The sequence below is a fragment of the Fulvivirga sedimenti genome (genome assembly GCF_020328055.1).
Window position 1 is genome coordinate 1,139,439 of sequence record NZ_JAIXNE010000002.1, and the last position, 23,230, is coordinate 1,162,668.

Here is a 23,230-nt window from a genome sequence, read left to right on the forward strand (position 1 = left end):
GCTATTTTGCCCGCTCAGGCCGCAATTCACGAACTGCCTTGCCCGCTCTCCACATTTCAGATTCACGCAATTCAGTAAGTTCCTCTTCCAGCTTCGCACGGTAATCTTCCTTGGAGTTCGAATCGATCGACTTCTGGGCTTCCTCACCGGCAGCTACCTCTTTGTATAAATCAGAGAATACTGGTTTTGTCGCATCCTTAAATTTCTTCCACCAGTCAAGTGCGCCGCGCTGTGCAGTGGTCGAACAATTCGCATACATCCAGTCCATCCCATTTTCAGCGACAAGCGGCATCAGTGACTGGGTAAGTTCCTCCACTGTTTCATTGAAGGCCTCAGACGGAGTATGTCCGTTTTCACGAAGCACCTCATATTGCGCTGCAAAAATTCCCTGGATTGCTCCCATGAGCGTTCCGCGTTCACCGGTAAGATCGCTGTAAACTTCCTTCTTAAAAGTAGTTGGGAACAGGTATCCCGATCCTACGCCAATCCCGAGTGCAACAACACGCTCCTTGGCTTTGCCTGTAGCATCCTTGTAAATCGCATAGCTTGAATTCAAGCCACGCCCTTCAAGAAACATTCTGCGCAATGACGTTCCCGATCCTTTTGGTGCAATGAGGATGACATCAACATCATCTGGCGGAATAATTCCGGTGCGCTCATTATAGGTCACACCAAAGCCGTGTGAAAAGTATAATGCCTTACCCGGTGTGAGATGTTTCTTCACCGTTGGCCAAAGTTTGATCTGTCCTGCGTCTGAAAGTAAAAACTGGATGATGGTTCCGCGCTCGCATGCTTCCTCAAGCTCGAATAAATCTTCGCCCGGCACCCATCCGTCGGCAATTGCCTTATCCCATGTCTTGGAATTTTTACGCTGACCAACGATTACGTTGAATCCATTATCTTTTAAATTCAATGCCTGACCAGGTCCCTGAACACCATAACCCAATACGGCAATGGTTTCGTTCTTTAATACCTCCCTGGCTTTATCCAGTGAAAACTCTTCGCGTGTTACGACTTCTTCTTCTACTCCTCCAAAATTGATCTTTGCCATCTTTTTATTTTGTTGATTTGGTTAGTTAATTCATTTGTTAATTTATGCACGCTGCGACTGCAGCTCCTCCTCCATCTCATTGAGATATTCGCTCAATTCCTTCATAGGCTTTGAAATGGATACCCGTCCGGAACGGACGAATTCCAGAACCCCGAATGGCTGAAGCAACTCAAGCAACTCCTGAGTTTCGCTCTTGTGACCGGTTTTCTCAATGACCATATATTTATTTTCCACCGAGAGTATCCGCGCCTGGTGTGTTCGGATCACAAACTCAAGGTTATGCTTTCCGTCAAGGAATTTTGTTGAAACCTTGTATAAGGCAATTTCCTGGTGGATCGTTTCGTCATCGCGGTAGTAGAATGCTTTCAGCGCTTCTACCTGCTTTTCAATTTGTTTCACCACACGCTTTACCTGCTCTTCAGTGATCTTGACGACAACCGTATAGCGATGAACCCCCTTCACTTCAGATTCTGATACGGTAATGCTTTCGATGTTGATATGCCGCCGTGTAAAGATCAGGGTGATCCGGCTAAGCAACCCGATGAAATTTTCAGTGAAAATTGTGATCGTATATTTATGCTTTTTCATATTTCAATTGTTATCGTCATTCAAGACGTATTTCTGATACACACGAACCAGTCGGGATCATTGGAAATACATTTTCCTCCTTTTCCACTACCACTTCGAGAAGAAAATGTGATTCTGAATTGAGCATTTCTTCAATACTCGCATCCAAATCCTTGCGGTCTGTGAGTTTCTTAGCAGTGAGGCCAAAGCCTTCTGCCACTTTTACAAAATCAGGATTTACCATCTCGGTAAAGGAATAGCGGCGGTCGAAAAACAGTTGCTGCCATTGACGCACCATGCCCAGGAAATTATTATTCAGCAGCAGAATTTTAACATTCACACCATACTGAAAAATGGTAGCGAGTTCCTGGATATTCATCTGTATGCCACCGTCGCCAACAACGATGACCACATCACGATCCGGAGCCCCCAGTTTCGCGCCCAGTCCGGCCGGCAGCGCAAATCCCATTGTCCCCAGTCCGCCCGAGGTAATATTGCTGCGGCTCTGACGGAAATTGAAATAACGTGAGGCCGCCATCTGATGCTGACCAACATCGGTTACCAGGATTGCATCACCCTTCAGCCGTGCCGATACATTGGCGATTACCTCGCCCATCAGAAGACCATGTTCATCTCCCGGATGCAGTGATTTCTCAATTACTTTCTGAAACTCCAGGTTACTGCAAACCCTGAATTCCTCTATCCATTCCTCATGACCGGCAGGATCCACCAGATCAATCAGTTTTTCAAGCACTTCCTTTGCGTCTCCGATCAGCGGTACATCGGCATTTACATTTTTATCGATTTCCGCCGGATCAATTTCTATATGAATCACCTTGGCCTGTCTGGCATAGCGATCGACATCACCGGTTACCCGGTCATCAAAACGCATGCCCACAGCGATAAGGACATCACATTCGTTGGTTTTTACATTTGGCCCATAATTCCCGTGCATGCCCAGCATTCCGGTATTGAGGTAATGATCCGTTGGCATTGCTGAAAGTCCCAGTAATGTCCAGGCGTAAGGGATGCCCGTCTTTTCTACAAACTCAGTCAGAATATTTTCAGCACCTGAAAGAATTACACCCTGGCCAACCAGAAGAAAGGGCTTTTTTGCATTGTTGATCAGTGTTGCCGCGGCATTTAATTGTACCGGATCAATCGCCGGACGGGGGATATAGCTCCTGAGCATTTCACAAGGAGCATAGGCAAATTCGAGTTTTCCGAACTGTGCATTTTTTGTGATATCTACCACCACCGGACCAGGCCTTCCCGATCGTGCAATAAAAAACGCTTTGGCAAGAGCCTGGGGTATATCTTCTGATTTGGTGATCTGAATATTCCATTTTGTTACCGGCATCGAAACGCCAACCACATCTGTTTCCTGGAATGCATCGGTTCCCAGTAAATGGGAAGCAACCTGCCCCGTGATACACACAACAGGCGTAGAATCGATCATCGCATCTGCCAAACCTGTAATAAGATTGGTAGCACCCGGGCCGCTTGTTGCCAGGCAAACCCCCACCTTACCGCTGGCTCGTGCATATCCCTGCGCGGCATGTACTGCTCCCTGTTCATGACGCACCAGGATATGCCTGAGCTCTTCCTGATAATCATAAAGCGCATCATAAACCGGCATAATGGCGCCACCGGGATAACCGAACATGGTATCAACACCCTCGGCCAGCAGCGATCGTATTACCGCCTCTGCCCCGCTGATCGTTTCCGTAGTTGTAAGCGTTTTATTTGCCTGTAATTCCATATTATCCATCTGTTATGCAGCCTTCTGATGCGGTTGACACCATCCTGGCATATTTGTATAAGATCCCGGAAGTCTTTTTCAAATCCGGTGCCTTCCAGCTTTTCCTCCTTCGGGCCATTTCCTCCTCGTCGACCAGAATATCCAGCCTGTTCTCCCGGGCATCAATACGTATTCTGTCACCATTCTGAACCAGGGCAATCGGTCCGCCATCCTGTGCTTCGGGTGTAATATGCCCCACCACAAAACCATGTGTTCCGCCGGAAAACCGGCCATCGGTAATAAGAGCCACTTCCTTACCCAGTCCGGCACCCATGATCGCCGAAGTGGGCTTCAGCATCTCAGGCATTCCCGGGCCCCCTTTCGGACCTTCGTATCGGATCACAATGACATCTCCTGCCTGCACCTTTCCGGCGAGAAGTTCATCGTTGGCCTCGAATTCACTCTCGAATACACGGGCCGGACCTTCAAAAAATTCACCCTCCTTTCCAGTGATTTTGGCTACGGCACCATCCGGACTTAAATTCCCGTACAGGATGCGCAAATGCCCGGATGATTTTATGGGATCCGCAACAGGGTGGATCACCGTTTGTCCGTCGGCAAGCGCTGCTTCTTCAATATTTTCCCCAATTGTCTTGCCGGTTACGGTCATGCAATTTCCGTCGAGTAGTGACTCCTTCAGCATAAGTTTCATCACGCCCGGAATACCGCCTGCTTCGTGTAAATCTTCCATAACGAACTGACCGCTGGGTTTCAAATCTGCCAGGAAAGGCGTACGTGCACTGATGGAACTGAAGTCCTGTAATGTCAGGTCAATGCCGAATGCATGGGCCATCGCCAGTAAATGAAGAACCGCATTGGTTGATCCTCCCAGCACTGTAATGAGTGAAATCGCATTTTCAAATGATCTTTTCGTAACGATATCCCGTGGCTTCAGGTCCATCTCCACGAGGTGTCTCATTTGTTCACCTGCTTTTCTGCATTCTATTTGTTTGGATTGATCCCTGGCCGGATTCGATGAACTGTAGGGTAAGCTTAATCCGAGTGCTTCAATCGCAGAAGCCATCGTATTGGCTGTGTACATCCCGCCACATGCGCCCGGACCCGGACAGGCATGATGAACCACACCTTTAAAATCTTCTTCTGAAATGGTCCCGGCCATTTTTTGCCCGAGCGCCTCAAACGCTGAAACCACATCCAGTTTTTTGTTGGCATAGCAGCCCGGGGCGATCGTGCCTCCATAAACAAGAATAGCAGGTCTGTTCAAACGGCCAATGGCAATCATAGCCCCTGGCATATTTTTATCACAGCCAACAACCGCAACCAGGGCGTCATATGCCTGTGCATTTACTACTGTTTCAATACTATCGGCAATAATATCGCGCGATGGAAGTGAGTACCGCATACCCGGTGTTCCCATTGAAATTCCGTCGCTTACTCCGATCGTATTGAATATCAGACCTACCAGATCAGCGGAGGTAACTCCGCCCTTTACATCCCTGGCAAGGTCATTCAAATGCATGTTACATGGATTACCCTCAAAACCCGTACTCACAATCCCTACCTGTGCTTTCTTCAGGTCGGAATCAGTGAGACCAATGGCGTGAAGCATGGCCTGTGCGGCAGGCTGAGTGGGGTCCTGTGTTACAACACGGCTGTATTTATTTGGCGCAGAACTCATTAAACAATCGTTAATCCCTGGTATTCATTAAACCGAACCTTCTGACGGTACATCAGATAAAGCTGGTGTCCCGCTGAATCTTCCCAGGTTCCCTTCAGTTTTTCACCATTGATCGCGGCGATTGGTGCAATTTCTACAGCAGTTCCTACGAAAAAAGCAGTGTCTGCATCATATACCTCCTCCACTTCGAAGAATTTCTCCACCACGCGGATGCCCAGCTCCTGCGCAAGCTCCATGACCGTCCTGCGGGTAATGCCCGGAAGTATGTGACCAGCGGGGGGTGTATAGAGGATACCTTCCTTTTCAAAAAAGAAATTGGCTCCCGGACCTTCAGCAACATTGCCATGCATATCAAGCAGCAAAGCTTCATCATAACCCAACTTCCTGGCTTCGGATGTGGCTAGAATGCTATTGGTATAATGTCCAACGATCTTGGCATCAATAATTGTTGATTTCGGATTAGGTCGCTGATAGGATGAAACCATTACGCTCAGCGGATCATTACCCAGATATTTTCCCCAGTTCCAGGCTGCCATGAAAACGTGACACTCATCGGAAGGCTCCAGGCTCATATTCATACCGCCGTATACCAGCGGCCGGATATAGGCATTGTGCAGATGGTTCTCATCAAGAAGCTGGTATGCGATCTGCACCATTTCTTCAGGGGAATAAGGCATTTTTAACTGCATCCGATCCGCTGAATAGGCGAGGCGGTCGAAATGTTCCCTGGCACGGAAAATATTGCATCCCTCTGCATTCTCGTAGGATCGCATTCCCTCAAATACACCATTGCCATAATGCAGCGTTTGTGTATAATCACTGGACATGGCTTCAGCCGCCGGAATCATTCGGCCGTCTTTAAATACGATGGTATTCTTATTGTAATACATATGTCATGGGGTTAAAAAAAAAGCGCCATCCCGGGGGATGGCGCTTTTCAATGTTTATCTTATTTCAGATTCACCAATCCCGGTCAGCATTCAATCGAATGACGTTAATAATGACCAGTGATATGATGAACAGGTTTCTCATTAGTTTTTTTAAATGTAGTGAATAAATCCCGGTTAAAACAAACTAAATGCTGCATATTTCTAGGATTTAAGGGAAACTGAAGATTTCAGCAGTGAAATAATATGCGCACCAACCTCTGTTGTGCCATACGTGGAAGACGCATCGATATCCGAAGTGACGATTCCTTCAGTAATAGAAGCGGCTACAGCCTCGCGAATTGCAGCACTTTCTTCCAGCATATCAAATGAATATTCCAGTAACATGGCTGCCGACAGGATCGCGCCTACAGGGTTCGCTATATTCTTTCCGGCTGCCTCAGGGTAGGAACCATGAATCGGTTCGTACAATGCATAGGAGTCACCTGTGCTTGCTGAAGGAAGCATGCCCAACGAACCCGCAAGAACACTGGCTTCGTCTGTGATGATATCTCCAAACATATTCTCGGTAAGAATCACGTCGAAGAATCCCGGATTCAGAATAATTTTCATCGCCGCATTATCAACAAACATAAAGTCAAGCTCAACATCAGGATACCCGGCTGCCATAGATTTCACGACTTCCCGCCATAGTCTCGAGGTTGCGAGTACATTTGCTTTATCCACCAGGGTCAGATGCTTACCTCTTTTCTGAGCCGCCTGAAATGCCTGATGTGCAATGCGCTCGATCTCGTGACGACTGTAAACACAGGTATCAAAAGCTGTTGCGCCATTTTCTGTACGTCCACGCGGCTCACCGAAATAAATGCCTCCGGTAAGTTCACGAAAGACCACAAAATCTGTCCCGTGCACAATTTCATTTTTCAATGGAGACTTGTCCTCCAGCGCTTCATAGCTGGTGACAGGTCTTACATTGGCATATAATCCTAATTTTTTACGCATCGCCAGCAAACCCTGTTCGGGGCGTACCTTTGCGGAGGGATCATTATCGTATTTAGGATGGCCGATCGCACCGAACAAAATGGCATCAGCATTACGGCAAACCTGTTCTGTATCTTGTGGGAATGGATCCCCGGTCTGGTCAATGGCACATGCGCCAATGAGGGCCTCTTCAAAAATAAATTGATGGCCAAATCTGTCGGCAACCGATTCCAGTACCTGAACGGCCTGGTGAGTTACTTCCGGACCGATACCATCACCCGACAACACGGCTATTTTCTTATTCATGATCTGTTCTTTTCAAATTCCTCAATTGCTTCCCGTTTGCTGAGCAAATAATCGATATCATCATATCCGTTAATGAGGCAGTATCTCTTATAGGGATTCACATCGAATTCCTCGCTTTCACCTGTTGATTCCAGTGTGATCAGTTGTTCTTCGAGGTTTACCGTGACCCTCAGGTCTTCATCCCGTTCCCTTTCCAGGAAGATCCTGTCCAGGAATTCTTCTGAAACCTGCACGGGAAGAAGTCCGTTGTTCAATGCATTATTTCTGAATATATCTGCAAAGAAACTTGAAACCACCACCTTGAAGCCATGATCATAGATAGCCCAGGCCGCGTGCTCCCTGCTGCTGCCACATCCGAAATTCTTTCCCGCTACCAGTATTTCTCCTTTGATATTATCCTGGTTCAGAATAAAATCCTGATTCGGCGTTCCATCTGATTTGTACCGCCAGTCTCGGAAAAGATTATCGCCAAAACCTTCCCGTGTTGTGGCTTTTAAAAACCTTGCGGGAATTATCTGATCCGTATCAACATTCTCCAGCGGCAACGGAACAACGGTAGATTCTATTTTCCTGAACTTATCCATTAGTCATTAATTCTCTCACATCCGAAATATATCCATTGAGTGCAGCTGCTGCAGCTGTGAGCGGACTCGCCAGCATGGTACGCGCACCAGGACCCTGCCGGCCCTCAAAATTTCTGTTTGACGTGGAAACGCAATATTTCCCGTCCGGAACCTTGTCCTCATTCATGCCCAAACAGGCCGAACATCCCGGCTGACGGAGTTCGAACCCCGCCGACTCAAGTACCTTGTCAAGGCCCTCGCTTTTCGCCTGTTCCTCTACCTGTCTCGAACCTGGTATGATCAATGCTGTCACGTGATCCGCCTTTTTACGCCCTTTAACCAGGTCTGCCACCAGGCGAAGATCTTCAATCCGGGAGTTCGTACAGCTTCCAATAAATACGTAATCAATTCGCTGTCCGAGTAAGGGTGCTCCGGCTGATAAATCCATGTATTTCAGCGCCTTTTTCAGGGTGGTATCTTCCTTATTTCCTTCCATTTCCGGAATTCGCTGGGTAATGCCGATTCCCATGGCCGGGTTTGTACCATAGGTGATCATGGGTTCGATTTCGCCGGCATTAAATGTGTGAACCTTGTCGAAAACAGCATCGTCATCTGTAAACAGCTCGCGCCACTCCGCTACTTTGCGGTCCCACTCTGCGCCCTTCGGTGCGAATGTTCGTCCCTTCATATACTCAAAGGTTGTTTCATCCGGAGCGATCATACCACCCCGGGCACCCATTTCAATGCTCATATTACAGATGGTCATACGCGCTTCCATGGAAAGGCTGCGGATCGCTGATCCGGCAAATTCCACAAAATGACCCGTACAGCCGCTGGTACTGATTTTCGAAATGATATGAAGTATGATATCCTTCGACAGTACACCGGAGCGCAGTGATCCGTTTACTTCGATCTTCATTTTCTTTGGCTTTGTTTGGAGAATGCACTGGGTTGCCAGTACCTGTTCCACCTCACTTGTTCCGATTCCAAATGCAATATTTCCAAATGCCCCATGCGTAGACGTATGGCTGTCTCCGCAAACGATAGTCATTCCGGGTTGTGTGATTCCCAGTTCAGGTCCGATAACATGCACGATTCCCTGGTAAGGATGCCCGAGCCCGTATAATTCAACCCCAAATGCTTCACAGTTCTTTATAAGGGTGTCAACCTGATGCCTGGATAAGGCATCGCGAATCGGCAAATGCTGGTCGATCGTAGGAACATTGTGATCAGCGGTTGCGACGGTTTGTTTCGGACGAAAAACGCCGATTCCCCGTTTTCGTAATCCGGCAAAGGCTTGCGGACTCGTTACTTCATGGATAAAATGCGTATCGATATATACGACTTGCGGGCCGTCGGGAATAACCTCCACAACATGACGGTCCCACACCTTGTCAAAAAGTGTCTTTCCCATAAATCAGGCTACGTCTTGAAGTTTCGCTACGATTTCCTGCAAATGCTCGTCTTCAACCACAGAAACCTGGTCTGCGACAGCCAAAAATTCTTCATAGGCAGATTCAAGCTCCGGGCGGGCAAGCTGGATACCCAGTTGACCGAGGCGGAAATTCAGGGCGGCACGACCACTCCGCGCGGTAAGTATGATGGAAGATTTATTAACTCCTACTTCTGCAGGATCGATGATTTCATAATTATCCCTGTTTTTAATGACACCGTCCTGATGAATCCCGGAAGAGTGCGCAAATGCATTTGCTCCGACGATTGCCTTATTAGGCTGAACCGGCATATTCATGGTTTCCGAGATTAGCCGGCTCATGGAATAAAGCTTTTCTGTGTGAATTCCGGTGGTGTAGTTGAGCCAATTGTGTTTTTTGAGGATCATTACAACCTCCTCGAGCGAAGTGTTTCCAGCCCTTTCACCAATTCCGTTGATGGTACATTCCACCTGACGGGCACCCTGCTGTATGGCCTCCACACTGTTGGCAGTAGAAAGTCCGAGATCATTGTGGCAATGTGTAGATATAATCACATTCTCGATGCCCTTCACATGATCAATCAGGTATTTAATTTTTTGACCGTATTCCGAAGGCAGGCAGTAGCCCGTCGTATCAGGAATGTTTACTACTGTAGCACCAGCATTCACGGCCTCCTGAATCACCTGGGCCAAAAAGCTGTTCTCTGTTCTGCCGGCATCTTCCGCATAAAATTCAACGTCATCCACATACTTTTTAGCCGTGCTAACACAGAAATGCGCCTTTTCAAGGATCCGGTCGCGGGTTGTACGAAGCTTGGTAAAAACATGCTGATCGGAAGTACCGATTCCTGTATGGATACGTGGACGAACCGCATTTTCAATCGCCCTGGCTGCAGTAACAATGTCCTGCTCAACTGCCCTCGATAAGGCACAAACAGATGAATTACGAATCACTTCGGCAACAGACTTCACAGCTTCGAAATCTCCCGGACTGCTTATCGGAAAACCCGCCTCAATTATGTCTACCCCTAAATCCTCCAGTGCCTGGGCAAGACGTACCTTTTCCTTCTTGGTGAGTCCGCACCCGGGCACCTGTTCACCATCCCGCAACGTGGTATCAAAAATGTAAATTCTGTTCTCTGTAGCCATACTTACTAATTTGGTCAAAATCAAAGGTATGGTTACCCGCAACGGAAGTAAATGCCAAAAAGTATTATATTTACGATTCCTGAATCAATAATATTGATTATTATACGGCTTAAAAGATATTTTTCGTCATATTTATTACGATGGCAAGATCAAAATCCACAGCATTGCATTCGCTTGTTCAAACCATGAAACCAGCTGAAAGAAGATATTTCAATGTGTGGGCTTCGCGCAACGGGTCTTCGGAAAAGAAATTCATTCTTTTATTTAACGGGCTTTCTGAACAAACTGAGTACGATGAGGAAGCACTTCTGAATTCTATTCCGGATATTTCTCCAACACAGATCTCCAACCTCAAGGCTCATCTGTATCAGCGTGTACTTCAGTGTATGCGTCAGTACAGTCAGTCCCACTCACTTGAGATCCAGATACGCGAGATGATCGATCATGTGCAGATCCTCTTTAACCGGGGTTTATACGACCAATGTGTTCAGATATTAAAAAAAGCCCGTAAAAAGGTTGGCAGCATCGACAACCTGGAGTTGCAGCTCGAAATTCTTAAGTGGGAAAAGAATATACTTACCCAAACGGTTGGTGCCGGTAATGAGCAGCGGGTGAACCGCATCGTGCGGGAGGTTCAGCAGGTGAATGAACGTATCAACAATGTAAACAAGTTCACCAACCTGGCTGCCCGACTGAACGCAATCTATTACAGAATCGGATTTATCCGAAATCAGAGTGATTATAATCACATCCAACGACTTTTTGAAAAGGAACTGCCTGATTTTATTGAGCAAGAACTCTCGCTTACGGAAAAACTAAGCCTTTATCAATTACTTTCCGGGTATTATTCATTTATCCAGGATTTTGACAGCGGACTCAAATACGCCCGCAAGTGGCTTGATCTTTTCGATGAGCATAAGGAGATCCGCTACTCACGGACCAATGATTACCTGAGTGCGATCAATACACTGATGATTGCCCAGTACAAGATGTATTCCTACGATGATTTTGTTGAAACCAGCAGAAGGCTCAGGGAAATCCGCCATTATCCAAGGCATACAATGAATGAAAACATCCGGATGCGCCTGTATAAATATACGTACGTGCATGAATTCAACCGAATCTTTATGCTGGGCGATTTCGGCCATGGTGTTTCTTTGATCGAAAAAATTGAACCGCTCCTTGAGCCTTTTATCAGGCAACTAGACAATCATTCACGCATCATACTTTTTTACAAGGTGGCCTGTCTTTATTTCGGGGATCAGAAATATGGGAACTGCATCCGTTGGCTGAACCGGATTTTCACTTCCGAAAATATTGATCTGCGTGAAGATATTCACTCTTTCGCGCGGATATTAAGTCTGATCAGTCACTATGAACTGGGCAATACAGATGTCATAGATTATTACATCCGGTCGACATACCGCTTCCTGCTTCGAAAGAAGGACCTGTACTCCTTTCAAAAGTATATCCTCAGTTTTCTGAAAAAATTGGATGCCCACTTATCCGAAGAAGAATTAATGGAAGCATTCAATGAACTGCGCGACCAGCTGGTTCCCCTGCAGCATAACCCCTACGAACGAAGGGCATTCATGTATTTCGATATTATTTCATGGCTGGAATCAAAAAGCAATAATCATAAAGTTGGAGAGATCATCCACCAGAAAGCAATGCGGAGAATAGCCCGGCAACGAACCATGGCGAGCGAGAACCAGACTTTGTAACGAAGGCCGGCAAGGATTGTAACTTTCGTTACGCGACTACAGCATTTATTAGGTAATTTTGATCAAAAGTCATTTCCCATGCGAACACAATACATATTACTTTTTATTTCTTTGGTCCTGTTTTCCGGATGCAGTAATCCGTCTGAAGATTTGTTTAACGAAGTAATGGCCGTTCATGATGAGGTCATGCCCAAAATGGACGATATCATGAAAGAAAAGGGCCGTATTCAGGAAATGATCAATTCTGAGAATGATTCCGCCCGTATTATCATGCTGCGTGAAACAATCAGCAACCTGAATTCAGCAGACGAATCCATGATGGAATGGATGCGTTCATTCGACCGCGATAAATTCAGCGAGGATCCCGATGCACAGATAAACTATTACCGTGAAGAATTGATCCGGATTAACGAAGTAAAGGAAAAAATGCTTACAGCTATTAATGAAAGCAAAGCAGTTCAATAAGACTGATTAATTCACAGAACCGGGTATTTTTTAACCCACACCTCTATAAAATTGAATGCCCATGTAACAAATGGGTATTTTTTTTTAGGCGAAAACAAAATTTTAGGACAATTGTTTCAATGCGAAATTATTTTCAAAAAATTATTAATTTTTCACAAACGAGGGTCATTTTATACCCTATATTGGAATATCATTACAATTATCTGAAGTATAATGGCATTTAATTAACCTATAAGCATAATAAATTGTAAATTTTTCAAGAAACAGGGTTATTTTTTATCATCAATAATTTCCTTATCTCTCAAAACATTATTTTCTTGCCCGCAGATTCAGGCATATTTTATTCTGCCTTATACCACTAACAAGAAATAAAATATTATGAGAGAACTATTTACACTCGATCTTAGTGTACAATTATCCGGTATCCTTGGAGATGCAGGAACAGCTGCTGTTCTGGAAACAGCGGAAGTGAGTCAGACCATCAGTGATGGAACACAGGCGTTGTTTACTGCCAACAACGTATGGATGATGCTGGCTACCGCCCTTGTATTCATTATGCACCTGGGCTTTGCTGGTGTCGAAGCTGGCTTCACCCAAGCTAAAAATACCGTAAACGTACTCTTTAAAAACACGTTAACCCCAATCATTGGAATTCTCACGTATTACCTGATTGGCTTCAGCCTGATGTATCCGGGATTTGCAGAGCCGGGCTGGTTCGGATTTGGCGGGTTCCCGTTAAGTCTTCCGGAAAATGGAAATACGGTGGAATATGCCTCAGCGGGTTATACGTACTGGACCGACTTCCTCTTTCAGGCCATGTTTGCCGCTACTGCGGCGACCATCGTATCGGGTGCGGTAGCAGAGCGCATTAAGATATCAGCATACCTCATCTTCACCATCATATTTGTTGGGTTGGTTTATCCGGTTATCGGAAGCTGGAAATGGGGTGCGGGCGCACTGGATGCAGCCGGATTCTATGATTTTGCCGGATCAACACTTGTGCATTCGGTAGGTGGCTGGGGTGCCCTGGCAGGCATCATGATCATCGGTCCGCGACTGGGCAAATATGTCGACGGAAAAGTCATCGACAAACCCGGCTCCAGTGTTCCTTTGGCCGTGATCGGGGTATTCCTCCTGTGGTTTGGATGGTTTGGATTTAACGGTGGATCCGTGCTCAGCGCTGATCCGGCTATTGTATCCTATGTACTCGTAACAACCTGTCTGGCGGCCTGTACCGGGGCTTTGGGCGGTTTCATTACCGGATACGTTGTATTTAAACGCCTTGACCTGGGCATGGTACTGAATGGGATTCTGGCCGGACTTGTGGGGATTACCGCTGGTGCCGATGTGATCAGTCCTGGATGGGCCTGTTTTGTGGGCCTGGTAGCAGGCATCCTTGTCGTACTCTCCGCGATTACCCTTGACAAATTCAAACTGGATGATTGCGTCGGAGCAGTTTCGGTACACCTGACATGCGGAATATGGGGAACGCTGGCAGTAGGAATTTTCGGCATCGACGGTGACGGAAATGACATGGCGTTCTGGCCTCAGCTGAAAGGTGTACTCGTCTGTGGAGCCGCTGCATTCATATCGGCTTACATCATTTTTACCATTCTGAAATATACCATCGGAATCCGGGTGTCTGAACAGCATGAACGCGAAGGACTCGATTCACACGAACATGGAATCCGTGGTTATACAATCACCTACGATCAATAAGAAAAAATAAGGCTCACCGGAACTGCTGCAACATCTTCCGGCGAGCCTGCAGTTAACTCTTCATTAACCTTAACCCAAAATTACATGAAAAATGTACATTTACTACTCACCCTGTGCCTGACTTTTACCTTTCTCTCTTCCTTCGGTCAGGATAAAAAAGACTCGCTCACCATTTCCGGCTCCGTAGATACCTACTATACCTACGATTTTTCCGGACAGGATAATATCGGAACTTCCTTTGCCGATGATCGCAACTCAATTTCGATTGGAATGGTTGACGTGGCCCTCAGTCAGACACTAGGAAAGGCCAGCTTTGTCGGAGAACTGTCGTTTGGACCCAGAAGTTTTAAATCGATCCCGCTTTTTGATCTGGGCGACGAAGAAAGAGCCATTGTGGGCATCCAAAACCTGTATGTAAGCTACGCATTCAATGATGTGCTTTCTCTTACGGCCGGCTACATGGGAACATTTGTTGGCTATGAAGTGATTTCACCTGTGGGCAACTTTAACTACTCAACTTCCTACCTTTTTACAAACGGTCCGTTCCAGAATTCCGGTCTGAAGGCCGATATCACCATCAGCGATAATTTCGCGATCATGGTGGGTATATTCAATGACTGGAATGTATACAACGACGAAAACGGTGTTAGTGATTTTGGAGCGCAGATCTTTATCCAGCCGGTCGAGGGCTGGTCGGTCTACCTGAATATGGTTACGGGCTCTCCTTCAGGAACAATCTTTGATCTCACCACCGGCTTCCAGATCAGCGAGAAGTTTTACCTCGGACTGAATGCGGCGGACTATTCAATTGCCGGTGATGAAAAAGGCGGATACACCGGCGTCGCCCTGTATCCCCAGTTCTCAATAAGTGAAGCGTTTTCGATTGGATTACGTGAAGAGTTCTTCTCCTATAAGGAAGCAACCACCGAATCCGGTACGGTTATCTCGGAATCCGAAAGTGTATTTGCGAGTACCGTTACCGCGAATTATTCCTACAAAAATTTCCGCTTTATCGGGGAAGTCCGACTTGATAACGTATCCTTCGATGCTTTTATGGATTCCAATGAAGCGGCCGTTGCACAGGCTTCACAAATTACATTAGCCGCTGTTTACGCATTCTAAGATCGAAAATGACCTTAATTGACAGTTTACATATCGTAATTTTATATAACAGGTTATTTTTTTACCCTATAATTAAAATTTATATATCTAAATATTATTTTTGGGGTAAAATTTGAACCACTAACATCTTAAATCATGATAAAATCAAAACTTGAGTACATCTGGCTTGATGGCACCGCGCCAACCCAGGGACTTCGCAGCAAAACAAAAATCGTTTCAAATTTCAGTGGCAACGTAGAAGATTGCCCGATGTGGTGTTTCGATGGAAGCTCCACCCAACAGGCAGAAGGCCATTCATCAGATTGTCTGCTGAAGCCTGTTGCTTGTTTTCCGGACCCGGCACGCACCAATGGCTACCTGGTGATGACCGAGGTTCTGAATCCGGATGGCACGCCCCACATCACCAATGGTCGTGCCCTCATTGATGATGATGATAATGATTTCTGGTTTGGATTTGAACAGGAATATTTCCTCTGGAACCCATCCGCAAATCTGCCCTTTGGATTTCCTGAAGCAGGATATCCCCGTCCGCAGGGTCCTTACTACTGTTCAGTTGGAGCAACCAACGCATACGGCAGGGAAATCATTGAAGAACACCTGGACCTTTGCCTTGAAGCCGGTATCAACGTTGAGGGAATCAATGCGGAAGTGGCAACTGGACAATGGGAATTCCAGGTTTTTTCAAAAGGTGCAAAGAGTGCCGGTGACCAGGTATGGATTGCACGTTACCTGCTGGAAAGGACTGCAGAAAAATACGGTCTGTCGGTGAACTGGCACCCGAAACCTGTAAAAGGTGACTGGAATGGATCGGGCATGCACGCCAATTTCTCGAATTCCACATTACGTGAAGCCGGCTCAAAGGATGTATATGACGTAATCTGCCAGGCATTTGAGCCCGTTAAGCACGAGCATATTGAGGTATATGGTGCAGACAACCACCAGCGTCTTACCGGAGCGCATGAAACGCAATCCATAGACAAGTTCAGCTATGGGGTTTCAGACCGTGGCGCCTCCATCCGGATTCCAATCGGAACGGTTGAAAACGGCTGGAGGGGATGGCTGGAAGATCGGCGTCCTGCGTCCAATGCAGACCCGTACAAAGTTGCGGGTCGCATTATCAAGACCGTAAAAACTGCCGAAGTCGCAGTAATGCAATAACAGTTTCTCAGGGCGGGGGCGAACACAAACCTCCGCCCTATTCATTCCCCGACACTTTACAATGCGGCCGGATTTTTGTATTTATGTCACATGGCCGTTATCTCCAAAAAGAAAATACCCTATCCGATCAGCCGGGGTCTCCGCGGTTATCTCATCCATAATGGACGGGAAGCCGATTTGCCCATTACCTATACCGATCTTCTCCGGTACGATAATTCGCTACCATTAATAGACAAGAATGACCATGATACCCTGTGGGAAACGGTTATCTACTCACAGGATGACATGAAGGCAATCCATAACAGCGTAAAAAAGATTTACGCCCTTTTGAAGGCCGACGGAGATATGTCGGTTATGGAGCACCTTTTTATTGACCGCATCGACCTGTGTATTTATGGAAACACACAGCCCTTCCGGGTTCGGGTGGTAAACCGCATCAATGACAACTTTGATTACTTCTATATCAAAAATGCCGATGCTTCCCGTATTTATGGCCTGGAACTCGAACACCTGCTATCCCCGAACAGGATCAGCTATCTCGTGCATGAGAATACGCTGATAGAGGAACATATCATTGGAATTCCCGGAGACCAGTTCATTAAGACCTATCTGAACGACCAGCATCTGAATGCCACCCGACTGAGCAAGGAATTTGTAAAATTTAACGAGCGTTGTTTTATCCGACTGCTGGGCGATATGCATTCGAGTAATTTCGTCGTGGACATCACACCGGATTTTGAAGATGTGGTATATCGGATCCGGGCGATTGACTTTGACCAGCAGTCCTATGAAGGAAGAAAATCCATCTACCTGCCCCAATATTTTAAGCAGAATAATGCGTTGATCGAGGTAGGTCTTCATTGCCTGACCCCCGAAACAGTGAAGCAATACCAGAAAGAAGAACGTTCACTCATTGCTAACAGGCTGAAAGCAGGTCGCGAAGTGATCGACGAGCTGCTCGATGTGATGACCGCGGATACGCTGGCCCCGCCTGAAAATGTAAAGTCATTGCGCAAGGACCTTGCACAACATTACCGGAACAAGGAATTTCTTAAATGCGAAAGCATGGGCGCCTTAGTTCGCCAAAGCTTACTCACTGTACTTTAAAAAAGAATTCAGGGGAAAAATGTACCTTTAACTATGATTTTGGTAAAACCCAAATCAAGCACGCTGATATCAATCGGATTGTTTGTCCTGATATCGATGGCCGGTGGCATCTATGGTTTATTCGGACTCATCAACGATGTACATGCCGCGTGGTACAAGTATGTCCTGGCCATTCTGTTTTTACCACTTGGAACTGCCATATTAATCAGAACGCTCTGGTCCTATAAAAGGATCAGCATAGGAAAAGGTAAAATACACGTGCATTACCCGGTTAGAATGAGGCACACCGAATTTTCAGTGAAAGAGATCATTTCCTGGAAGGAGGAATCAATTAAAACGGCTTCCGGCACTTACCGTGAACTTCAGATCAAACATTCAACACACAAGACACTTGATATCTCGATGCAGGAACATTCCAGGTACAAAGAGACCCTCAAATACCTGAAATCCAAATGCGCCGGTAAACAAATCCGAATTTAACTATGATTAAAAATTTACTCGTTGTTGGCCTGGGTGGTTTTGCTGGCAGTATCTGCCGGTATTTATTTTATATATGGCTGGAAAAAGAACGGAATATGCCATTGGCAACCTTCACGGTAAACATGTTGGGAAGCTTTGTCCTGGGGATTTTCATTGGATATTTCCTGATAAGAGGTGCGGAAACGAATATTGCGCGGTTGTTTTTCGCAGTCGGATTTTGTGGAAGCTTTACCACTTTTTCAACGTTTGCGCTGGAGAACTGGAATATGTTCAACAACCAGGAATATCTGCAGCTGGCCGGCTATACTGTCGCCAGTTTTGCCATCGGCATACTGATGATTTTTGGCGGCATTGTGATTGGAAAGGCAATCTGATTACTCTTTCTTACCCACATCCCTGATGAAATTAGACCAGCGCATGGGGTTAAGAAAATTATTGGGCGGAAATATCAGATTCAGCTCATACAATCGCTGATACCGTTGCTGATCCGCTTCATATTCAGTGAGCTGATTCGCTTTTACCTCCTGCCGCACATCCGCTTGAAATTCACGAACAATATCATCCTGCGTTACAGGCAATTCCGCATCCAGAAAAGCATCCTTGAAATGATCCAGCGTTGGCCATGGAAAAACCACCACTTCCGGAAGCAGAATCGATTCCTGCCACATTAACTGGATCAACGAATACCGCTTATTCGAAACCTCATAAGGCATGACAAAATAGGCCGGGCGATATCCGATTGAAGTGAATCGCAGTGTATCACCCGGATTAATAAAAATTGAAAAATAGCCGTTGGAATCACTGGCAGTTCCGTAAACCGTACCTCCAAGCTGGATATTCACGTACGGCAATGCTTTTTGCTGATCGGCATCCATCACAACCCCGGTTAGCAATATCGGATTTCCTACACGCTGGGCATTGAGCTCTACGCTGCCCAGAACGAAAATTACTACCAGTGCAAATCGCCAATTCATTATCTTCTATTTATGCTCCCAATCATAGGTATCCAGTGATTCCAGACACTTACCCAATAGCTTGATACTGCTTTCAATATCCTTTTTATGAGCCATTTCAATTACCTGGTGCAGGTGCCGGGTTGGAATTGAAATTGCTCCGGAAATTGAACCGTTCTTACCCATTCGCTGAACACCTGCCGTATCCGTTCCCCCTGCTGTAAGCACTTCAGGCTGCCACTTAATCTTATTCTTGTCGGCCGTTTTCTTCATGTAGTCCACCATCCTGTAATCACATATGGCACTGGCATCCATCAGCTTGATGGCCGTACCATGCCCTAGTGATGTTACTTTTTCATGGGGCTGTGCACCGGGCAGATCAAAGGCTATCGTGGTATCTAAACCAAACCCAAAATCCGGATTGATCGTATGGGCGGCAACATTGGCACCTCTGATTCCTACTTCTTCCTGCACGGTAAAAACACCATAAACATCGAACGGCGTAGTTTTTATTTTTCTGAGCGTTTCGATCAGCACAAAAACAGAAACACGGTTATCGATCGACTTACAATTAACACAATCTCCCATCTCAATAAGTTCCCGTTCGCGCGTAATTGGATCACCAATGGAAACCACCTTTTCCACATCCTTCTTTTCCATTCCCAGATCAATGTAAAAATCGGTGGTTTTTGGCATCTTGGTACGCTCCTCGGCCGACATAACATGGATCGGTTTAGTGCCCATCACTCCAATCACATCCTTCTTCCCATGTATGATCACGCGCTGTGCGGTCAGGGTTTTGGGATCAAAGCCCCCCAGCGTAGTAAACCTTACAAACCCTTTATCATCGATATGAGTCACCATGAAGCCTATCTCATCCATATGGGCCGCAACCATTGCGCGCTTGTCTGAGGACTTACCCTTTTTAATAGTGATAATGTTACCCATATTGTCCACATGACACTCATCGACCAGCGGTGTTACTTCATCGATAATCATCCTTCGGATTCGCTGCTCATATCCCGGCACTCCCGGTGCCTCGCAAATTTTTTTGAGCAATTTTACGTTTATTGCCATATCAGAGATTTCATTTTAATACATTACATCTGTCCTGAAAATTACTTGTTTTTCGCCGATCGCGGACAATGAAATGCAATGAAATCGTTAATATCATGAAGATATTTGTGAACGAATTGTGAATCGGAATTTATGAAACGAAAAGTCCTCCTTTTATTTGTCCTGGCACTCGTTACGCTGGTAGTCGTTGGAATACTGGGGCGGACTTCCATCAATAATTCCATCAGATCAATAGAAGAGGCTTCCGAACCGAACCGTAAGCTGAATGTACTCAAAGAAGTTTTTCAGGATCTGCTTGATGCTGAAAGCAGTGTTCGCACCTATACCATCACAGAAAACCGAAATTCCCTGTCTTCATTCGGTGATGCTGCATACAATATTGACAGCAAGCTGATTGAATTAAGAACCCTGACCGCCGATAGCAGTCAGATCCTTTTACTGGAAGAGCTTGATTCCCTGATCGAAAATAAATTTGACATTCTTCGCCAACTCATAGAAATCAAGGAGACAGGAAAGGACAGCAGTGTACTTCAACGTGTGCGTGCCGATATCGAGATTTTGAAGAAAAAAGAAGTCCCGGAAGAGCTAAGCACCATTCGCGATCTGGACCCTGAGAGCGAAAACAATTCCAGTATCTGGAAGAAACTGTTTGGCAACAACCGTAATAATACAACTCCGAGCGATTCCCTGTTCGGAGATACCGTGCGGCAGGATCTTAGTTCCGAACAGGTCGATGAGGCATTGACAAGAATCAGCCAGGAAGCCTATCAGACAGCGCAGCTTCGCAAACAACGGGAACAATCTTTAACCCGCAGGGACAACCGTGTGATGGATGAAATCCGTTCGGTAGTTGATGAATTTGAGAAAATTGATCTCGGACTGACCGCAGACCGCACACAGCTTCTGACAACGGCTTCAGAAAATGCAAAGACAACGATCAGTACCATCATGGTCCTGGCATTGATCGTATTTGCCGGACTTTTACTAATCATTTTCAACGATATTAGCCGAAATCAGCGAAATCGCGAAGAGCTTGCCCGGGCAAAGGACAAGGCAGAAAAGCTGGCACGCGTGAAAGAAGACTTTTTGTCTAATATGAGCCATGAGATCAGGACTCCGCTTAATGCCGTGATTGGGTTTACCGAGCAACTGGAAGCTTCCCCGCTCAACCCGACTCAAAAAAACCATGTGAATAAAATCCAGCGATCCGGTCAGCATTTACTGCAGCTCTTAAACGACATCCTGGATTACGCTAAACTTGAATCCGGTGAAGTGAGACTTGAACAGGTGGGCTTTAATCCGGCCAGAGAGACCCAGGAAATTGCGGATCTTTTCATGCAGCAGGCAAAGGATAAAAAGTTATATCTGAAAGCAACCATTGCTCCTGATTTTCCGCCGGTGCTCATCGGGGATCCTGTCCGGTTTAATCAGATCATTATTAACCTGGTAAGCAACGCATTGAAATTCACGCGTGAAGGCGGCATTGAAATTCGGTTACTTGCTGAGAAGGAGAAGGAGAATGAGAATGAGAATGAGAATGAGAATGAGAATGAGAATGGGAATGGGAATGGGAATGGGAATGAGAGTGTAAAAGTAATCCTGGAGGTAACAGATACAGGGGTGGGAATTCCGCAGGACAAGATCAACCAGATCTTTAAGGAATTTGCACAGGCCGACACCTCCACAGCCCGGGAATATGGAGGAACCGGTCTGGGATTATCTATTGTAAGAAAAATCACGGCAGCACACGATGGAAATATCCATGTGGCATCAAAACCCGGGGAAGGCACAACTTTTACGATCACCCTGCACTACCGAAAAGGAGATCAAAAAGACATACCGGAACAAAAACAACAGGATATCATTCCTTCCTTCGGCGGTCAGCATATTCTCGCGGTTGATGACCAGGAGTTCAACCGGGAACTGGTCGAAACCATCCTACAAAAATGGAACCTTTCTGTGACGCTTGCTTCAGATGGTACGGAAGCCGTGCACCTTGCTTCGAAGGAATATTTTGACCTGATATTGATGGATATACAAATGCCCGGGATGACCGGACTTGAAGCCGCCGCTAACATAAGAAATTCTAACAGCCTCAACAGGGATACGCCCATCATCGCACTCACAGCCGGCGCATCACCGAAGGAACAACAGGCCAGTGAAGGTGCTGGCATGAACGGTATGTTGCTCAAACCGTTTACACAAAAAGATATGTACAACACGCTCTCCCGGTATCTGAACAATACTCCGGAAGGGCCCATTCCAGACGCATCCCCTCATCTGGACATGACAGATCTCATCAACCTCGCCAACGGGGATGATTCATTCGTGATCAATATGCTCGGTATTTTTCTCAAGAATAGCCGTTCGGATTTTGCGCAGCTGCAAGAAGCAGTCGAGAATACGGATCTGAAACACATCAGATCGCTCACCCATAAAATGATCCCTCCCTGCAGGCACCTGGGCTTTGTTGAAATTGTTGAATTGCTTCGTCATATGGAACACGCGGCAGAAGACGAACAGATGGAGGATGTTTTAACAGATCATAAAAAACTATGCAGGGAAATGGATCAGATGTATCCGCTTGTTGAAGAGGAATTACGTAAATTCACGGAGCGACAGGCAAGTTCGGCATTATGATTCCAACCAAAAACAATCTGATCTTTGTCGTTGATGACGACGCATATTTCAATGGATTATTAACTGCTTTCGTAAAGAGAATTTCAACAAAAGCTCAGATACCTGTTACGATTCAATCGTTCGAAAGCGGGGAAGCGTGTATGGCGCATCTTCATCTGAATCCATCCGTTATTTTACTGGATTTCTACCTTGATTCATGCAATGATATCACATCCACAGCTTATGACCTCCTCTCGGATATTCATAAAACGGTTCCGGATGCGTACATCCTGATCGTTTCCCAGCAGGAAGACTGGTCCATGTTTAAGCAGGACCTTATTTCATCGGGCGCCAGCGAATTCCTGCAAAAGGACCGGGACCTGGAAGACAATCTGACTGTACTTCTGACAGACCGGCTAAAATAGGGTTG

General features: G+C 46.2%; 21 protein-coding genes. 10 read left to right on the top strand and 11 right to left on the bottom strand.

Annotated features, from left to right (window positions below):
• Position 1: 1 nt before the first annotated feature.
• The 9 genes from ilvC to LDX50_RS11395 all read right to left on the bottom strand — a co-directional run bounded on the left by ilvC (position 2) and on the right by LDX50_RS11395 (position 10,376).
• Entirely contained in the window at positions 2-1,051 is a 1,050-nt protein-coding gene (gene ilvC / locus LDX50_RS11355) for a ketol-acid reductoisomerase (RefSeq protein WP_225698566.1), read from the bottom strand.
• A 42-nt stretch (positions 1,052-1,093) separates the two neighbouring features.
• Positions 1,094-1,639, bottom strand: a complete 546-nt coding sequence (gene ilvN / locus LDX50_RS11360) for an acetolactate synthase small subunit (protein ID WP_225698567.1) — start codon at positions 1,637-1,639, stop codon at positions 1,094-1,096.
• A 16-nt stretch (positions 1,640-1,655) separates the two neighbouring features.
• On the bottom strand, positions 1,656-3,389 hold the full coding sequence (gene ilvB, locus LDX50_RS11365; protein ID WP_225698568.1) for a biosynthetic-type acetolactate synthase large subunit: 1,734 nt from the start codon (positions 3,387-3,389) through the stop codon (positions 1,656-1,658).
• Positions 3,382-5,058, bottom strand: coding sequence for a dihydroxy-acid dehydratase (ilvD, locus tag LDX50_RS11370; RefSeq protein WP_225698569.1), 1,677 nt, complete (start codon positions 5,056-5,058; stop codon positions 3,382-3,384). The genes ilvB and ilvD overlap by 8 nt, the downstream gene beginning before the upstream one ends.
• On the bottom strand, positions 5,058-5,948 hold the full coding sequence (locus LDX50_RS11375) for a branched-chain amino acid transaminase (RefSeq protein ID WP_225698570.1): 891 nt from the start codon (positions 5,946-5,948) through the stop codon (positions 5,058-5,060). The genes ilvD and LDX50_RS11375 overlap by 1 nt, the downstream gene beginning before the upstream one ends.
• A gap of 201 nt (positions 5,949-6,149) precedes the next feature.
• Complete coding sequence (leuB, locus tag LDX50_RS11380) at positions 6,150-7,232, bottom strand: 3-isopropylmalate dehydrogenase (RefSeq protein ID WP_225698571.1); 1,083 nt, start codon at positions 7,230-7,232, stop codon at positions 6,150-6,152.
• Positions 7,229-7,816 (bottom strand): 3-isopropylmalate dehydratase small subunit, encoded by a 588-nt coding sequence (gene leuD, locus LDX50_RS11385; RefSeq protein WP_225698572.1) that lies wholly within the window; start codon positions 7,814-7,816, stop codon positions 7,229-7,231. The genes leuB and leuD overlap by 4 nt, the downstream gene beginning before the upstream one ends.
• Complete coding sequence (gene leuC, locus LDX50_RS11390; RefSeq protein ID WP_225698573.1) at positions 7,809-9,209, bottom strand: 3-isopropylmalate dehydratase large subunit; 1,401 nt, start codon at positions 9,207-9,209, stop codon at positions 7,809-7,811. The genes leuD and leuC overlap by 8 nt, the downstream gene beginning before the upstream one ends.
• Positions 9,210-9,212: 3 nt before the next feature.
• On the bottom strand, positions 9,213-10,376 hold the full coding sequence (locus tag LDX50_RS11395; RefSeq protein WP_225698574.1) for a 2-isopropylmalate synthase: 1,164 nt from the start codon (positions 10,374-10,376) through the stop codon (positions 9,213-9,215).
• 140 nt (positions 10,377-10,516) lie between these two features.
• Between LDX50_RS11395 and LDX50_RS11400 the strand changes: the two genes are divergently transcribed.
• The 8 genes from LDX50_RS11400 to crcB all read left to right on the top strand — a co-directional run bounded on the left by LDX50_RS11400 (position 10,517) and on the right by crcB (position 18,525).
• Positions 10,517-12,100: a hypothetical protein gene (locus tag LDX50_RS11400; RefSeq protein WP_225698575.1), complete on the top strand. Its 1,584-nt coding sequence runs from the start codon at positions 10,517-10,519 to the stop codon at positions 12,098-12,100.
• A 78-nt stretch (positions 12,101-12,178) separates the two neighbouring features.
• Positions 12,179-12,565, top strand: coding sequence for a hypothetical protein (locus LDX50_RS11405; protein WP_225698576.1), 387 nt, complete (start codon positions 12,179-12,181; stop codon positions 12,563-12,565).
• Positions 12,566-13,090: 525 nt separating this feature from the next.
• Positions 13,091-14,284, top strand: a complete 1,194-nt coding sequence (locus tag LDX50_RS11410) for an ammonium transporter (protein ID WP_420828565.1) — start codon at positions 13,091-13,093, stop codon at positions 14,282-14,284.
• A gap of 84 nt (positions 14,285-14,368) precedes the next feature.
• Positions 14,369-15,406 (top strand): outer membrane beta-barrel protein, encoded by a 1,038-nt coding sequence (locus tag LDX50_RS11415; protein WP_225698578.1) that lies wholly within the window; start codon positions 14,369-14,371, stop codon positions 15,404-15,406.
• Positions 15,407-15,541: 135 nt separating this feature from the next.
• Positions 15,542-16,564, top strand: a complete 1,023-nt coding sequence (locus LDX50_RS11420; protein ID WP_225698579.1) for a glutamine synthetase beta-grasp domain-containing protein — start codon at positions 15,542-15,544, stop codon at positions 16,562-16,564.
• Between the two features lie 90 nt (positions 16,565-16,654).
• On the top strand, positions 16,655-17,671 hold the full coding sequence (locus tag LDX50_RS11425) for a hypothetical protein (protein ID WP_225698580.1): 1,017 nt from the start codon (positions 16,655-16,657) through the stop codon (positions 17,669-17,671).
• A 33-nt stretch (positions 17,672-17,704) separates the two neighbouring features.
• Positions 17,705-18,151, top strand: coding sequence for a hypothetical protein (locus LDX50_RS11430; protein ID WP_225698581.1), 447 nt, complete (start codon positions 17,705-17,707; stop codon positions 18,149-18,151).
• A gap of 2 nt (positions 18,152-18,153) precedes the next feature.
• Positions 18,154-18,525 (top strand): fluoride efflux transporter CrcB, encoded by a 372-nt coding sequence (gene crcB, locus LDX50_RS11435; protein ID WP_225698582.1) that lies wholly within the window; start codon positions 18,154-18,156, stop codon positions 18,523-18,525.
• Here the strand turns inward: crcB and LDX50_RS11440 are convergent, their stop codons facing one another.
• Together LDX50_RS11440 and LDX50_RS11445 are read right to left on the bottom strand one after the other, a co-directional pair.
• Positions 18,526-19,125 (bottom strand): carboxypeptidase-like regulatory domain-containing protein, encoded by a 600-nt coding sequence (locus tag LDX50_RS11440; protein ID WP_225698583.1) that lies wholly within the window; start codon positions 19,123-19,125, stop codon positions 18,526-18,528. It lies immediately after the preceding gene.
• A gap of 6 nt (positions 19,126-19,131) precedes the next feature.
• The gene (locus LDX50_RS11445) at positions 19,132-20,181 is read right to left on the bottom strand and encodes a M42 family metallopeptidase (protein ID WP_225698584.1); all 1,050 of its coding nucleotides are present in this window, start codon (positions 20,179-20,181) and stop codon (positions 19,132-19,134) included.
• Between the two features lie 132 nt (positions 20,182-20,313).
• On the opposite strand from LDX50_RS11445, the gene LDX50_RS11450 reads away from it, so the two are divergent.
• On the top strand, positions 20,314-22,821 hold the full coding sequence (locus tag LDX50_RS11450; protein ID WP_225698585.1) for an ATP-binding protein: 2,508 nt from the start codon (positions 20,314-20,316) through the stop codon (positions 22,819-22,821).
• Positions 22,818-23,225, top strand: a complete 408-nt coding sequence (locus LDX50_RS11455; RefSeq protein ID WP_225698586.1) for a response regulator — start codon at positions 22,818-22,820, stop codon at positions 23,223-23,225. The genes LDX50_RS11450 and LDX50_RS11455 overlap by 4 nt, the downstream gene beginning before the upstream one ends.
• Positions 23,226-23,230 lie beyond the last annotated feature (5 nt).